The organism is Pseudomonas simiae, from assembly GCF_900111895.1.
GTDB lineage: Bacteria > Pseudomonadota > Gammaproteobacteria > Pseudomonadales > Pseudomonadaceae > Aquipseudomonas > Aquipseudomonas simiae.
The window spans coordinates 1-14,859 of the sequence record NZ_FOKB01000009.1 but is presented as its reverse complement, the minus strand read 5'-3'; the positions used below and the strand labels follow the sequence as shown (position 1 = coordinate 14,859).

14 protein-coding genes are annotated in these 14,859 nt (G+C 59.6%); 5 read left to right on the top strand and 9 right to left on the bottom strand.

All coding sequences use genetic code 11. The annotated features are described in order from the left end of the window. Positions 1–41 precede the first annotated feature (41 nt). Together BMZ57_RS23640 and BMZ57_RS23635 are read right to left on the bottom strand one after the other, a co-directional pair. Complete coding sequence (locus BMZ57_RS23640; RefSeq protein WP_021493194.1) at positions 42–1,055, bottom strand: zinc-binding alcohol dehydrogenase family protein; 1,014 nt, start codon at positions 1,053–1,055, stop codon at positions 42–44. A gap of 144 nt (positions 1,056–1,199) precedes the next feature. After that, positions 1,200–1,493 carry a putative quinol monooxygenase gene (locus tag BMZ57_RS23635; protein WP_010213420.1) on the bottom strand — a complete coding sequence of 98 codons (294 nt, stop codon included), beginning with the start codon at positions 1,491–1,493 and terminating at the stop codon, positions 1,200–1,202. A 118-nt stretch (positions 1,494–1,611) separates the two neighbouring features. Here BMZ57_RS23635 and vimR point away from each other — a divergent pair, with 118 nt between their 5' ends. Further along, positions 1,612–2,538: a transcription regulator VimR gene (vimR, locus tag BMZ57_RS23630; RefSeq protein ID WP_045791332.1), complete on the top strand. Its 927-nt coding sequence runs from the start codon at positions 1,612–1,614 to the stop codon at positions 2,536–2,538. Positions 2,539–2,675: 137 nt separating this feature from the next. Beyond that, positions 2,676–3,365, top strand: a complete 690-nt coding sequence (locus BMZ57_RS23625) for an ArsR/SmtB family transcription factor (RefSeq protein WP_010213418.1) — start codon at positions 2,676–2,678, stop codon at positions 3,363–3,365. A gap of 24 nt (positions 3,366–3,389) precedes the next feature. Here the strand turns inward: BMZ57_RS23625 and BMZ57_RS23620 are convergent, their stop codons facing one another. Next, a complete protein-coding gene (locus BMZ57_RS23620) occupies positions 3,390–4,343 on the bottom strand; it encodes an adenosine deaminase (protein ID WP_021493192.1) in 954 nt (317 codons plus the stop codon). Positions 4,344–4,537: 194 nt separating this feature from the next. Here BMZ57_RS23620 and BMZ57_RS23615 point away from each other — a divergent pair, with 194 nt between their 5' ends. After that, entirely contained in the window at positions 4,538–5,629 is a 1,092-nt protein-coding gene (locus BMZ57_RS23615; RefSeq protein WP_010213414.1) for a calcium:cation antiporter, read from the top strand. Here the strand turns inward: BMZ57_RS23615 and BMZ57_RS23610 are convergent, their stop codons facing one another. The 6 genes from BMZ57_RS23610 to BMZ57_RS23585 all read right to left on the bottom strand — a co-directional run bounded on the left by BMZ57_RS23610 (position 5,630) and on the right by BMZ57_RS23585 (position 11,636). Then, the gene (locus BMZ57_RS23610; RefSeq protein WP_042570906.1) at positions 5,630–6,985 is read right to left on the bottom strand and encodes an 8-oxoguanine deaminase; all 1,356 of its coding nucleotides are present in this window, start codon (positions 6,983–6,985) and stop codon (positions 5,630–5,632) included. A 184-nt stretch (positions 6,986–7,169) separates the two neighbouring features. Continuing rightward, positions 7,170–7,856: an SDR family oxidoreductase gene (locus BMZ57_RS23605; protein WP_010213411.1), complete on the bottom strand. Its 687-nt coding sequence runs from the start codon at positions 7,854–7,856 to the stop codon at positions 7,170–7,172. A gap of 35 nt (positions 7,857–7,891) precedes the next feature. Then, a complete protein-coding gene (locus BMZ57_RS23600; RefSeq protein WP_010213410.1) occupies positions 7,892–8,473 on the bottom strand; it encodes an IMPACT family protein in 582 nt (193 codons plus the stop codon). Positions 8,474–8,485: 12 nt separating this feature from the next. Beyond that, complete coding sequence (locus BMZ57_RS23595; RefSeq protein WP_010213409.1) at positions 8,486–9,145, bottom strand: TetR/AcrR family transcriptional regulator; 660 nt, start codon at positions 9,143–9,145, stop codon at positions 8,486–8,488. A gap of 87 nt (positions 9,146–9,232) precedes the next feature. Beyond that, positions 9,233–10,627 carry a uracil-xanthine permease family protein gene (locus BMZ57_RS23590; RefSeq protein ID WP_010213408.1) on the bottom strand — a complete coding sequence of 465 codons (1,395 nt, stop codon included), beginning with the start codon at positions 10,625–10,627 and terminating at the stop codon, positions 9,233–9,235. 88 nt (positions 10,628–10,715) lie between these two features. Then, complete coding sequence (locus BMZ57_RS23585) at positions 10,716–11,636, bottom strand: LysR family transcriptional regulator (protein ID WP_010213407.1); 921 nt, start codon at positions 11,634–11,636, stop codon at positions 10,716–10,718. A gap of 125 nt (positions 11,637–11,761) precedes the next feature. Between BMZ57_RS23585 and aptA the strand changes: the two genes are divergently transcribed. Beyond that, the gene (gene aptA, locus BMZ57_RS23580; protein WP_010213406.1) at positions 11,762–13,111 is read left to right on the top strand and encodes an omega-aminotransferase AptA; all 1,350 of its coding nucleotides are present in this window, start codon (positions 11,762–11,764) and stop codon (positions 13,109–13,111) included. A gap of 39 nt (positions 13,112–13,150) precedes the next feature. Next, complete coding sequence (locus BMZ57_RS23575; protein WP_010213404.1) at positions 13,151–14,647, top strand: CoA-acylating methylmalonate-semialdehyde dehydrogenase; 1,497 nt, start codon at positions 13,151–13,153, stop codon at positions 14,645–14,647. Positions 14,648–14,859: the final 212 nt, after the last annotated feature.

The following is a 14,859-nucleotide window of genomic DNA, read 5'->3' as shown; positions in this document are numbered from 1 at the left end:
ATTACTCACATGAATAATGGACGACCCTGACAGCTAGTTGTTCAGAAGCCTTCCAGCACGATCTTGCCCTTGGCTTTGCCGCTTTCCAGCAGCGCATGGGCACGCCGCAGGTTTGCGGCATTGATCACACCGAAGTGCTCACCCACCGTGGTTTTCAGGGTGCCGGCGTCGATCAGTTCGGCCACTCGGTTGAGCAGGTTGTGCTGTTCGATCATGTCCGGGGTCTCGAACATCGAGCGCGTGTACATGAATTCCCAATGCAGCGACAGGCTCTTGCGCTTGAGCTTGCTGACGTCCAGCGTCTTGGGATCGTCAATCAGCGCCAGCTTGCCCTGGGGCTGCAGGGCTTCGACCAACTGGTCCAGGTGATGATCTGTCTGGGTCAAGCTGGCGACGTGGGTCACCTGCGGATGGCCGGCGGCTTTCAGCGCATCGCTCAGCGGTTGGCTGTGGTCGATCACCAGGTCGGCGCCGAGGGCTTTGGTCCACTCTTGTGTTTCCGGACGCGAAGCGGTGCCGATCACTTTCAACCCGGTGAGTTGGCTGGCCAGTTGAGTCAGGATCGACCCCACGCCACCGGCGGCACCGACGATCAACAGGCTCTGGCCGTTGTCCTGTTGACCTTCCTGCACTTGCAGGCGTTCGAACAGCAATTCCCAGGCGGTGATGGCGGTCAGCGGCAACGCGGCAGCTTCGGCAAAACCCAGGCTTTTCGGCATATGCCCGACGATGCGCTCATCCACGGTATGCAGTTCGCTGTTGCCGCCCGAACGCACCAGGGAACCGGCGTAAAACACGTTGTCACCCGCCTTGAACAGCGTCACGTCGCTGCCGACGGCCTTGACCACACCGGCCACGTCCCAACCCAGTACCTTGGCCGCACCCTTTTCCGGGGCGACGTTCTGGCGAACCTTGGTGTCCACCGGGTTGACCGAGATGGCTTTGACTTCCACCAACAGGTCACGCGGGCCGGCGACAGGCGCTGGCAGTTCGATGTCTTGCAGGGCATTTGGATCGTTGATCGGCAGTGAGGCGTAGTAGGCAATGGCTTTCATGATGTCTCCAGAAAACAAGGGTAACCGACTGTAGGCGCGAGCTTGCTCGCGAAACACTCAAGGGCGCCGCGTTAAACCAGACACGCTGCGTTTTCGTTGACGATTTTCGCGAGCAAGCTCGCGCCTACAGAAAAATGGTGATGATCAGGCGAGAAATTTCAGGCGCTTGAGTTCGAAGTGTTCGATCACATCAGCGGCTTTGGCGCGAAAGCTCTGGATATGCGCGCTCTGGTCGTGGTCGGCCAACGCCGCGTCGTCGCTCCAGCGCTCGAGCATGTAGAACGTTTCGGGGTGTTGCAGATCCTGGTGCAGGTCGTACTGCTCGCAACCGGCTTCCAGGCGAGTGGGTTCCAACAGGCCGCGCAGCAAGGTTTCCAGGGTGGCCTGTTGGCCGGGTTTGGCAATCAGCGTGGCGATGACGTTAAAGGCAGTGGGCATATTCAACTCCAGACACGTGATGAACGGGATGCGTAGATGATTGGCTATTTCCCGCGCAGATAAAAGCGGCTAAAACAGCAGTCTGTTTCAACAAAATTTTGATAATGGACAGTAATGCATGCTGCGTTTTGATGATTTGCAGTTGTTTGTACGTGCGGCAGACCTGGGTAGCCTGTCGGCTGCGGCACGGGTGATGGACCTGTCGCCAGCGGTGGCGAGTGCGGCGCTCAAGCGTATCGAACAGCAACTGAATACGCGTTTGCTGGCACGCTCCACTCGCAGCCTGCGCCTGACCGCTGAAGGTGAAGGCTTCCTGGAATATGCCCGTGCTGCCTTGAGCTCGCTGGATGAAGGGCGACGCTTATTGGCCAGCGGGCAGGACCATGTCAGTGGTGTGCTGCAATTGTCGGCCCCGTCGGATTTCGGACGCAATCAGCTGTTGCCCTGGCTGGATGAATTCCAGCGTGACTACCCGCAACTCACGGTACGGCTATTGTTGGGCGATCGGATTGCCGATCTGTTCCGTCAGCCGGTGGATATCGCCCTGCGCTATGGTGAACCTGAAGACTCCAGCCTTATCGCGCTGCCCGTCGCCCCGGACAATGTGCGTGTGTTGTGTGCCTCTCCCAGCTATCTCGCACGTTATGGTGAGCCCTGGCATCTGGGACAACTGGCCCAGCACAATTGCCTGCTGTATATGCTCGGCAGCCGGGTCCACGATCACTGGACCTTTCACGACGGCAAGCGTGAAGTCAGCCTGACGGTTACCGGCGACCGGTTCAGTGACGATGCCGATGTGGTCCGCCGCTGGGCGGTGGCGGGTGTCGGCATTGCCTACAAGTCGTGGCTGGATGTGAGTACCGACGTGTTGGCCGGGCGCTTGCGCCTTATCCTGCCGGAGCTGCGTGGCGAGCGCACGCCGCTCAATCTGCTGTGTGCCCATCGGGCGCAATTGAGCAAACCCGTTAACTTGTTGCGGGAAATGCTCGTGTCCCGCTGTGCGACATTGACCGCCCAATTGCCAGAGCGATCCGGTGCAACGTAACGGACTCCATCAAAGCAGGAAATTTCACTCAGATCTTGTCCCTCTCTACGCTGTCAGACGCCGTGGAACCGGCGGTTTGCGCCCCTATACTTTGGGGCCTACTTCAGCAGAAAAATAAATCGACAGGGAGTGAAAAGATGGAAGCTGCACTTTGCATCAGTCAGATCGCCAGCTTGCTCGCCGAACCCAAACGTACCGCCATGTTGTGGGCCTTGATGGATGGCTCGGCCAAATCACCCGTCGAGTTGGCGACGCTTGCCGGGTTGTCACCGACATCCGCCAACGCGCATCTGGCGCGACTGACGGCAAGTGGTGTGTTGCGAGTGGAAGCCAGGCGTGGCAAGCGTTTGTTCCGTGTTGCGGCGCCTGATGTCAGCGCCGCTATTGATGCCTTGGCCAGGACCACCATGGCGTGCGCCGCACGCAGAGCGCCGGAGGCACTACCGCCAGCGCTGGTTGCTCCGGCGTTGTTACGCCATGCGCGGTTGTGCCATGGCCACCTCGGCGGCGAATTGGGCGCGCAGTTGTATCAGCATCTGCTGGAAGAGGGTTGGATAGAACGTCATGAGCAGCGTGCCGATGTCACGGTCAAGGGCGCGCAGCGCCTGGCAAACCTGGGGATTTTTACCCAGGCCCTGGCGTCGCCGCTGGTGTGTAATTGTTTTGACTGGAGCCAGCACCAACCTCATCTGGGCGGCGCGTTGGGCGGGGGGTTGTTGCAACTGTTTCTGCAGTCGAACTGGATCAGTGTGATCAATGAGTCCCAGGCTTTACGGGTCAACGCCGTAGGACACAGGGAAATCACCCGATTGGCCATGTCTGCGTGACATAGCCAATCGTTATTGACTCAGTTATGGCTTTACAAGCCGCGCATCCAGGCTGTTCTGCGCCAGGCGTTTGGCCTGGTCCTGGGTCATGCCCAACGCGGTGTGCAGCGCATGGAAGTTCTCGGTCACATAACCGCCGAAGTACGCCGGGTCATCGGAGTTCACCGTGACCTTCACGCCACGTTCGAGCATGTCGAGGATGTTGTGCTGGGCCATGTCATCGAACACGCACAGCTTGGTGTTGGACAGCGGGCACACGGTCAGCGGGATCTGCTCGTCGATGATGCGCTGCATCAGGCGTTCGTCTTCGATGGCGCGAACGCCATGGTCGATACGCTGGATTTTCAGCAGGTCGATGGCCTCCCAGATGTACTCGGGCGGGCCTTCTTCGCCGGCGTGGGCCACGGTGAGGAAGCCTTCGTGGCGAGCACGATCGAACACGCGCTGGAACTTGCTCGGCGGGTGACCCATTTCCGAGCTGTCCAGGCCCACGGCCACGAACGCGTCACGGAACGGCAAGGCCTGGTCCAGGGTTTTTTCCGCTTCGGCTTCGCTGAGGTGGCGCAGGAAGCTGAGGATCAAGCCGCTGGTGATACCCAGTTGCTGCTCGCCATCTTTCAGCGCAGCGGCGATGCCGTTGAGCACCACTTCGAACGGAATGCCACGGTCGGTGTGGGTCTGTGGATCGAAGAAGGGTTCGGTGTGGATCACGTTCTGCTCTTTGCAGCGCAGCAGGTAGGCCCAGGTCAGGTCGTAGAAGTCCTGGGAGGTGCGCAGCACATCGGCGCCCTTGTAATACAGGTCGAGAAACTCTTGCAGGTTATTGAAGGCGTACGCCTTGCGCAGGGTTTCGACGTCGTTCCACGGCAGCGCAATCTTGTTGCGCTCGGCCAGGGCGAACAACAGCTCAGGCTCCAGCGAGCCTTCCAGGTGCAGGTGCAGTTCAGCCTTGGGCAGGGCGTTGAGCCAATCGTACATTTTCTAAAATCTCATCAGGTGCAATGGCGGCATTCTACAGCCCATGGCCGAAATAATCGGCAAAACCTGACCAGCAGGATCGTTTTCGTTGCATTCGCGCAAGGGCCACTTGAACTAAGGTGTAACGAAACGTTAGCGGCGTGACGCAGTCTGTACCCCATCAATGACTGATTTGCCGCACTAAAAGGCCCGGAATGCTCACATCCCTCAAGCAAGAAAAATTTATGCTGCTGGCGCTGATTGCTGCCATCGCCGCCTACCCGTTGGAGCACTGGATGCTTCACAGCGGGCAAATCACGGCGTTGCTGGCCGGCGTGGTGTTGATCGGCTTTATCGTGGTGGCGTCGATGCGCGTGGCCCACCATGCCGAGCAACTGGCGGAAAAAGTTGGTGACCCCTACGGCACCATGATCCTCACCCTCGCCGCCGTCCTGGTGGAAGTGGTGATCCTGGCGATCATGATGAGTAACGAGCCGTCGCCCACCCTGGTGCGTGACACCATTTATTCGGCGGTCATGCTCGATATCAACGGCATCCTCGGCCTGGCCGCGTTGATGGGGGGCATAAAACATGGCGAGCAGTCCTACAACGATGATTCGGCACGCACCTACAGTGTGATGATCCTTACCGCCATGGGCGTGTCGATGGTCGTTCCGGAATTCATCCCCGAAGCCGACTGGAAAATTTACTCGGCCTTCACCATTGGCGCGATGGTGGTGTTGTACACCCTGTTCCTGCGCATGCAGGTGGGGCCGCACAGTTATTTCTTCAGCTACAGCTACCCGGAAAAACGCCGCAAGAAACTGCCGGAAGAAGAGCAGGCGCCGCCGGTCAACCTGGCGTTTTCCATTGGCACTCTGGTGTTTGGGGTGATTGTGATCGGCGCACTGGCCGAGGTGATGTCCAAGACGCTGGATCTGGGGTTGGAAGGCACGGGGGCGCCGCCGGTGATTACGGCGATTGTGGTCGCGGCGATTTCAGCGGCGCCGGAGATCCTGACGGCGTTACGTGCCGCGTTGGCTAATCGCATGCAGTCGGTGGTGAATATTGCGTTGGGTGCTTCGCTGTCGACGGTGATCCTGACGGTGCCGGTGATGGAGGCGATGGCGCTCTACACCGGCCAGCCGTTCCAGATGGCAATGACCCCGGTACAGACCGTGATGGTGCTTATCACGCTGATTGTCAGTGCGATCAACCTCAACGATGGCGAAACCAACGCCATCGAAGGGATGACCCATTTTGTGCTGTTTGCGACCTTTATCATGTTGTCGCTGCTGGGGTTGTAATCAGCCGGCGATCAACTGGCGCGCGGCCTGGGTGTGATCGGCGATCAAGCCTTGCAGGTCCAGTCCTTCGACCTGACCGTCGATGACGCGCCATTTGCCTGCAATCATCACCCGGTCCGCACGGTCGGCGCCGCACAACAGCAGCGCCGAGATCGGATCGTGGCTGCCGGAGAAGCGCAGCTCATCGAGCTTGAACAGCGCCAGATCGGCCTGTTTTCCGACGGCCAATTCACCGATATCCGTACGGCCCAACAACTGCGCCGACCCTTTGGTTGCCCAGCCCAATACGCCTTCCGGGGTAATCTTTTCCGCGCCGTAGCGCAGGCGCTGGATGTACAAGGCCTGGCGGGCTTCAAGGATCATGTTCGACGCATCGTTGGAGGCTGAACCGTCCACGCCCAAGCCGATAGGCGCGCCCGCAGCGAGCAGATCCAGCGTAGGGCAGATGCCGGACGCCAGACGCATGTTCGAGCTTGGGCAATGGCAGATACCGGTGCCGGCGGCGCCCAGGCGCTCGATTTCATCCGGGTTGAAGTGAATGCCATGGGCCAGCCAGGTGCGCGGGCCGAGCCAGCCGACACTGTCGAGGTAGTCCACGGTGCGCAGGCCGAAGCGCTGCAGGCAGAAGTCTTCTTCGTCGAGGGTTTCCGCCAGGTGGGTGTGCAGGCGCACATCCAGGCGGTTGGCCAGCTCGGCGCTGGCTGCCATGATTTCCGGGGTGACGGAAAAAGGTGAGCAGGGTGCCAGGGCGATCTGGATCTGCGCGCCGTCACCACGCTCATGGTATTCGTGGATCAGGCGCTGGCTGTCTTCAAGGATGACTTGGCCTTGCTGCACGGTCTGTTGCGGTGGCAGGCCACCGTCGGCTTCACCCAAACTCATGGAACCGCGAGTGAGCATGGCGCGCATGCCCAGCTCGCGCACGCTTTCTACCTGTACGTCGATGGCATTTTCCAGGCCGTCGGGGAACAGGTAGTGGTGGTCTGCTGCCGTGGTGCAGCCCGAGAGCAGCAATTCGGCCAACGCAACTTTGCTGGCGAGGCCGAGTTTTTCCGGGGTGAGCCGCGCCCAAACCGGGTACAAGGTTTTCAACCAGGGAAACAATGGCTGATTGACCACCGGCGCCCAAGCGCGAGTCAGGGTTTGATAGAAGTGGTGGTGGGTGTTGATCAGCCCCGGCAGGACCACATGCTCACGCGCATCGAACACTTGGGCGCAGGGCTGTGCGGGCTCTTGGCCTTGGGCCAGCAGTTCGGTGATCACACCGTCTTGCAGCACCAGGCCGCCACGGGCGTCGAGGCCGTTGGCAGTGAAAATCGCGAGGGGGTTTTTTAACCAGATACGGGTCGCAGGCATTGGCCGGCTCCTCTGAATGATGGGTTCAGGTTTGCCAGCTCAGTGTTGCCCTGTCTGCTGATCCAGGGTCGCCGGTGAAGGCGAGGTGCAAAGTTTACTTGTAGTCCATGTTCGGGTCTATCTGTAGGAGCACGATGCCCTTGAGACCATCGCGGGCAAGACCGCTCCTACAGCGTACGGGCATTTACCAGGCGATGGTGTCGCCTTTGTAATCGATGAAGTGATGGCCGCCTTTGCCAGTGTAGGCGTTCACCTGTTCCACCAGGCCGCGTACGCTGGTGTCGACGTCGATGTGCGCGTTTTCGCCGCCCATGTCGGTCTTCACCCAGCCCGGGTGCAATGAGAGCACGGTCAACGTGTGATCGCCCAGTTGGGTGATGAAGCTGTTGGTCATGGAATTGAGTGCCGCTTTGCTGGCTTTGTACAAGGCGAGGTCAGAGCCGTCGGGGATGGTCACACTGCCCAGTACCGAACTCATGAAGGCCAGCACGCCCGTGTCCTTGCGGATTTGCCCGACAAAGCGCTGGGCCAGGTTGATCGGTGCTACGGCGTTGGTGAAGAACAGTTGGCCGACTTCTGCCAACGTGGCGTGGCCCGGCTCCTGATTGGCGGGGCCCTTGACGCCGGCGTTGACGAACAGCAGGTCGAAGGTGCGTTCTTTCAGGCGTTGGCTCAGGGCGATCACGGCTTGTTGATCGTCCATGTCGAGCTTCTCGATCTGTACCGGGCCCACGGCTTTCAGGGCGTCGGCCTTGCTTGGATCACGCACGGTGGCGGTCACGTCCCAGCCTTGCTGGAGCAGTTGCTTGACCAGGCCAAGGCCCAGCCCACGGGAGGCGCCGATGATCAATGCGGTTTTTGGCGTAGACATGAAAAGCTTCCTTTAAGAGTCGCGGTTCAGGGTGTTCAGCGTTGTAGCAGGATACGCCCACGGCTGAGGTCGGCGAGTTGAATCTGCAGGGTGTCAATATGTGCTTCGCCCAAGGCGAGCTGCAACTCGACGCCGTTGGCGGTGAAGGTTTCTTCAACCACCAGTCCACCGAGGTCAGCAACGCGCAGCTTCACCAGGTTCAGCTCGGCGAAACCGCAAGCGCAACTCAAAGGCACGCGGCTTATCAGTTCGATGCGTTCGGCCGTCTGCAGGCATTTATTGGCGCCACCGCCGTAGGCTCGGGCCAGACCGCCGGTGCCCAACTGGATGCCGCCGTACCAGCGAATCACCAGCACCGCGACCTGATCAAAGCCCTGTGCCTCGATGGCTGCCAGTATTGGCCGGCCAGCGGTGCCGCCGGGTTCGCCGTCGTCATGGCTGCGATATTGGTCGGCGAGCTTCCAGGCCCAGCAGTTGTGTGTGGCATTCAAGTCGCTGTGCTGCTCGAAAAACGCCTGTGCGTCCTGCGGGCTGGTGATGGGAGCCGCGAGGGTAATAAAGCGGCTTTTGCGTATTTCTTCGCGAAACTCGCAAAGGCCGGTGAGCGTGAAAGGCATAAGTCGCTTCGTCTACGGGGCCGGCTTGATGCCGCACCCCTTGAGAATGATGTGAATCAGGTTAGTGCCGGCGTCTTCCATATCCTGCTTGGTCAGCTTGGTGCGACCGGTGACGCGGCAGATCTGGGTGGCGAAATCGGCGTAGTGCTGGGTGCTGCCCCACAGCAGGAAGATCAGGTGCACCGGGTCGATCGGGTCCATCTTGCCTGCGTCGATCCAGGCCTGGAACACCGCCGCACGGCCACTGAACCAGGCACGGTAATCCTGGCTGAAATACTCGGTAAGGCATTCGCCACCGCTGATGATCTCCATCGCGAAAATCCGCGAGGCCTGGGGTTGGCGCCGCGAGAACTCCATCTTGGTGCGGATGTAGCGGGTGAGGGCCACGGCAGGGTCATCCTCGGCGGTCAGGGTGTTGAAGGTGCTGTCCCACAGTTCGAGGATGTTACTGAGCACCGCAATATACAGGCCCAGCTTGTTGGTGAAGTAGTAATGCAGGTTAGCCTTGGGCAGCCCGGCGCTGGCAGCAATGGTGTTCATGCTGGTGCCTTTGTAGCCATGGCGCGCGAACTCATCTTCAGCAGCCTGGAGTATCGCTTGTTCGTTCTTTTGCCGAATGCGGCTGGCGGGCTTACCGGCGTGATTGCTGTGGGCAGGAACTTCGAGGCTCATGGAGGTTTCCGTGCTGATCGATAGAGACGACGTGTGCACAGATAACCCACCCTCAAGCCTCAGACAAGTCCTGATGCAATAAAACCGTCAAAGCGGTTCCAGTGTGTCGCTTTCCGGTGTGTGGTTTGCGGCGGTCTCGGTTGTTCCGGCTTCGGGCAATAACAGGCACAACACAATGGCGGTCAGCCCGCCGCTGGTGATGGCGGAGTCGAACAGATTCTGTACCAGCGTCGGCATAAGGTGCAGCAGGTTCGGTTGGGCGGCGATACCCAGGCCAACGCCGAACGAGGTGGCGATGATCAGCATGCTGCGCCGGTCCAGGGGCGCCTGGGCGAGGATGCGCACGCCGGCGGCGGCCACGCTGCCGAACATCACCAGGGTGGCGCCGCCCAATACCGGTTTGGGGATTTGCTGCAGCACCGCGCCAATCATTGGAAACAAGCCGAGGCAAAACAACAGCGCGCCGATATATAAGCCGACGTAACGGCTGGCTACACCGGTCAGTTGGATCACGCCGTTGTTCTGCGCGAAGGTGGTATTGGGGAAGGCGCTGAAGGTGGCGGCGATCATGCAGCTCACGCCATCGCCGAGAACGCCACCTTTAAGCCGGCTTATATAAGAAGGGCCGCTGATGGGCTGGCGGGCGATCATGCAGTTGGCGGTGAGATCGCCGACGGTTTCGATGCTGCTGATCAGATAAATCAGCGCAATCGGCAGGAAAGCGCTCCAGTCGAAGTTGAAACCGAAGCGGAATGGGACCGGCAGGCTGATCAGGGGCAGGTCGGGGAGGGCTTGAGGCACGAGCTTGCCGCTGAACCAGGCTGCAAGACTGCCGAGGGCCAAGCCGATGATGATTGCCGAGAGGCGTACCCAAGGTGTGTTGCAGCGGTTGAGCAGAATGATCGTCAGTACGACGAACAGGCCCAACGCCAGATTGGTGGGGGCGCCGAAGTCGGGGGCGTTGAAACCGCCGCCGAGGTCAGTGATACCCACCTTGATCAAGCTGATGCCGATCAGGGTGATGACAATCCCGGTAACCAAAGGCGTGATGACTCGGCGCAGCTGTCCGATAAAGCGGCTCAGCACGATCTGCACCACGGCGCCGAAAAAGCACACGCCGAAGATCATCGCCATGATGTCTTCCGGACTGCCACCGCGTTGCTTCACCAGGAATCCCGCCGACAGTACCGCGCCGAGAAACGCAAAGCTGGTGCCTTGCAAACAGATCATCCCGGCACCGATGCCAAATGGCCTACGCGCCTGGATGAAGGTACCTACACCGGAAACCATCAACGCCATGCTGACCAGATAGGGCAAATGATCGGCCAGGCCCAGGGTGGAACCGATGATCAGCGGCGGGGTGATGATGCCGACAAATGCGGCGAGTACATGTTGCAGTGCGGCGAGAAAGGCAGGGGCGGGTTTCGGGCGATCGTTGAGGCCGTAGATCAGGTCGCTGGGGCTGGTGGATTCTGGTGGCATGGTGGGCAAACTCGCGTCGGACGGTTCAAGGTCCTTGTGCTTCTGCAAAAAACTGTCCAACTGCTCAGCTTTTTGGCTTGGAGCCGAGTTAGCGGGTAGCCGCGAGACTTTCCAGAAAGCTTTCCAGCACCAAATGAGGGCGGCGTCCCTTGCGCGTGACCGATGCGAGGCTTAAATCGTAAAAACGTGTAGCGGGTTTCAGCGCTCGCAGGCGGCCTTGTTGCACCCACAGGCTGGCGTAGTGGTCGGGCAGGTAGCCGATGTAGCGGCCGGTGAGAATCAGGAACGCCATGCCTTCACGGTCGGAAGCGCTGGCGGTGCAGTTGAGCGCCTGGTAGTGGGCCTGGATCTCGGCAGGCAGGCGAAAGGTCGGGGCGATGGCGTCCTGGGCATCAACGCGGGCATCGTCCAGCTGTTTATTGTCGGCATAGAACAGCGGGTGGCCAACGGCGCAGTAGAGCAATGAGCGTTCGCTGTACAGCGGCTGGTATTCCAACCCCGATAGGGCGCTGGCCTGGGGCACGACCCCCACATGTAGGCGTCCATCGAGTACGCCTTGTTCGACTTCGTTGGGGGCGATCATGCGAATTTGGATCTGCACATCCGGGCCGCGCTCCTTCAGCTGCGCAAGTGCGTGGGTGATGCGCATGTGGGGCAGGGTGACGAGGTTGTCGGTGAGGCCGATGATCAACTCGCCGCGCAAATGCTGGTGCAGGCCGTTGACCTCGGTGCGAAAGCTTTCCAGGGCACTCAATAGTTGCAGCGCCGACTGATAGACCTCGCGGCCCTCTTCGGTCAGGGAGAATCCGGCGCGCCCGCGCTGACACAGGCGTAATCCCAGGCGTTGTTCCAGATCGCTCATCTGCTGGCTGATGGCCGAGCGCCCGATGCCGAGCACAGTCTCCGCCGCCGAGAAGCCTCCGCACTCCACCACACTGCGAAAGATGCGCAGCAGGCGAATATCGAAGTCGCTGACTTGGGCCAGCGGATCGGGTCGACGGATGCTCATAGTTTAGTAACGGCCTGACTGAAGGTTAGAAAAGTTGGATTTCACCGACTTTATCCCCGTGGCAACTTAGCTGCAAGAACGCTTTTCAATCCCGACGCTGCCTTTTGCCTTGCGAGGTTTTGCTGATGAACATGCCCGAAAACGCCCCTTCGTCCCTGGCCAGCCAATTGAAGCTGGACGCGCACTGGATGCCGTACACCGCCAACCGTAACTTCCAGCGTGACCCGCGCCTGATCGTGGCGGCCGAAGGTAGCTGGTTGACTGATGACAAGGGTCGCAAAGTGTACGACTCGTTGTCGGGCCTGTGGACCTGCGGCGCCGGGCATACCCGCAAGGAAATCCAGGAAGCGGTGGCCAAACAATTGGGCACGCTGGACTACTCGCCGGGCTTTCAATACGGTCATCCATTGTCCTTCCAATTGGCGGAAAAGATCACCGACCTGACCCCTGGCAATCTGAACCATGTGTTCTTCACTGACTCCGGCTCCGAGTGCGCCGATACGGCGGTGAAGATGGTGCGTGCTTACTGGCGTCTAAAAGGTCAGGCCACCAAGACCAAGATGATTGGCCGTGCCCGGGGTTATCACGGAGTGAACATCGCCGGTACCAGCCTGGGCGGCGTCAACGGCAACCGTAAGATGTTTGGTCAGGCGATGATGGATGTTGACCATCTGCCGCATACCTTGTTGGCGAGCAATGCATTCTCCCGTGGCATGCCGGAGCAGGGCGGTATTGCGCTGGCCGATGAACTGCTCAAGTTGATCGAGCTGCATGACGCGTCGAACATCGCCGCCGTGTTTGTTGAGCCGATGGCCGGTTCGGCCGGCGTGTTGGTGCCTCCACAGGGTTACCTCAAGCGTCTGCGTGAGATCTGCGATCAGCACAACATCCTGTTGGTGTTCGACGAAGTGATCACCGGTTTCGGTCGTACTGGCTCGATGTTCGGTGCCGACAGTTTCGGCGTGACCCCGGACCTGATGTGCATCGCCAAGCAAGTCACCAACGGCGCGATCCCGATGGGCGCGGTGATTGCCAGCAGCGAGATCTATCAGACGTTCATGAACCAGCCGACGCCTGAGTACGCGGTGGAATTCCCCCACGGCTACACCTACTCGGCGCATCCGGTCGCTTGCGCGGCCGGGCTGGCGGCATTGGACCTGCTGCAGAAGGAAAACCTGGTGCAGAGCGTAGCCGAAGTCGCACCGCACTTTGAAAATGCGCTGCACGGCCTGAAGGGCAGCAAAAACGTCATCGATATCCGCAACTACGGCCTGGCCGGCGCGATCCAGATTGCTCCGCGTGACGGCGATGCGATCGTGCGTCCATTCGAGGCCGGCATGGCCTTGTGGAAAGCCGGGTTCTACGTGCGTTTTGGTGGCGACACCCTGCAGTTCGGCCCAACCTTCAACAGCAAGCCGCAGGACCTGGATCGCCTGTTCGATGCGGTCGGCGAAGTGCTGAACAAGATCGACTGATTTCTCCTTCTATATAGAACAATTTTTCAGGAGCCCTGCATGAGCCTTATCCAGCATTTGATCAACGGTGAGTTGGTCAACGACAGCGGTCGCAGTGCCGACGTGTACAACCCGTCCACCGGCCAGGTGATCCACCAGGTGCCGTTGGCCAGCCGTGAAACCATCCAGCAGGCAATTGACTCGGCCAAGGCGGCGTTCCCTGCCTGGCGCAACACCCCTGCGGCCAAGCGTGCGCAGGTGATGTTTCGTTTCAAGCAATTGCTGGAGCAGAACGAAGCACGTATCTCGCAATTGATCAGCGAAGAGCATGGCAAGACCTTGGAAGATGCCGCCGGCGAATTGAAGCGCGGCATTGAAAACGTCGAGTACGCGTGCTCGGCGCCGGAGATTCTGAAGGGCGAGTACAGCCGTAACGTAGGACCGAACATCGATGCGTGGTCGGATTTCCAACCACTGGGTGTAGTTGCTGGTATTACGCCGTTCAACTTCCCTGCGATGGTGCCGCTGTGGATGTATCCGTTGGCGATCGTGTGCGGCAACTGTTTCATTCTGAAACCATCGGAACGTGATCCGAGTTCGACGTTGTTGATCGCACAACTGCTGCAGGAAGCCGGTCTGCCTAAAGGCGTATTGAGCGTGGTGCATGGCGACAAGGGCGCTGTGGATGCGCTGATTGAAGCACCGGAAGTGAAAGCGTTGAGTTTCGTGGGTTCGACGCCGATTGCCGAGTACATCTATTCCGAAGCGACCAAGCGCGGCAAACGCGTTCAGGCGCTGGGTGGTGCGAAGAACCATGCGGTGCTGATGCCGGATGCGGACCTGGATAACGCCGTCAGTGCCTTGATGGGGGCAGCATACGGTTCTTGCGGTGAGCGCTGCATGGCGATCTCGGTGGCCGTGTGCGTGGGCGACCAGGTGGCGGATGCGTTGATTGCCAAGCTGGTGCCGCAGGTCAAGGCGCTGAAGATCGGCGCGGGCACGTCCTGCGGCCTGGATATGGGGCCGCTGGTGACGGGGCAAGCACGTGACAAAGTCAGTGGCTATATAGATGACGGTGTGGCGGCGGGTGCTGAGTTGGTGGTTGATGGTCGTGGCTTGAGTGTCGCCGGACATGAGGAGGGTTTCTTCCTCGGCGGCAGCCTGTTTGACCGTGTGACGCCTGAGATGCGCATCTACAAGGAAGAGATCTTTGGCCCGGTGCTGTGCGTGGTCCGGGTGAATAGCCTGGAAGCGGCAATGCAACTGATCAACGATCACGAATATGGCAATGGCACCTGCATCTTTACTCGCGATGGTGAGGCCGCACGTTTGTTCTGTGACGAGATTGAAGTGGGCATGGTGGGCGTGAACGTTCCACTGCCGGTGCCGGTGGCGTATCACAGCTTTGGTGGCTGGAAGCGTTCGTTGTTTGGCGACCTGCATGCCTATGGGCCGGATGGGGTGCGTTTCTATACCCGTCGCAAAGCAATCACCCAGCGTTGGCCGCAACGTGCCAGTCATGAAGCGTCGCAGTTTGCTTTCCCTAGCTTGTCTTAATGCAAGTAGAAAGCCGGCCCCTCGGGCCGGCTTTCGCTTTTTTGGGGTTTTTTGACCGATATGACAGAAATATGAAAAAGGTGTTGACGGCAGATTCCAGACGTCTATAATTCGCCCCACTTCCGGCGCAGTCGAAACGGAAAACTCCTTGGTAAACAATGAGTTATGTAGGTTTCGGCAGCAGGTTGCTTCAGTTCATCGAAGCCAAAAGG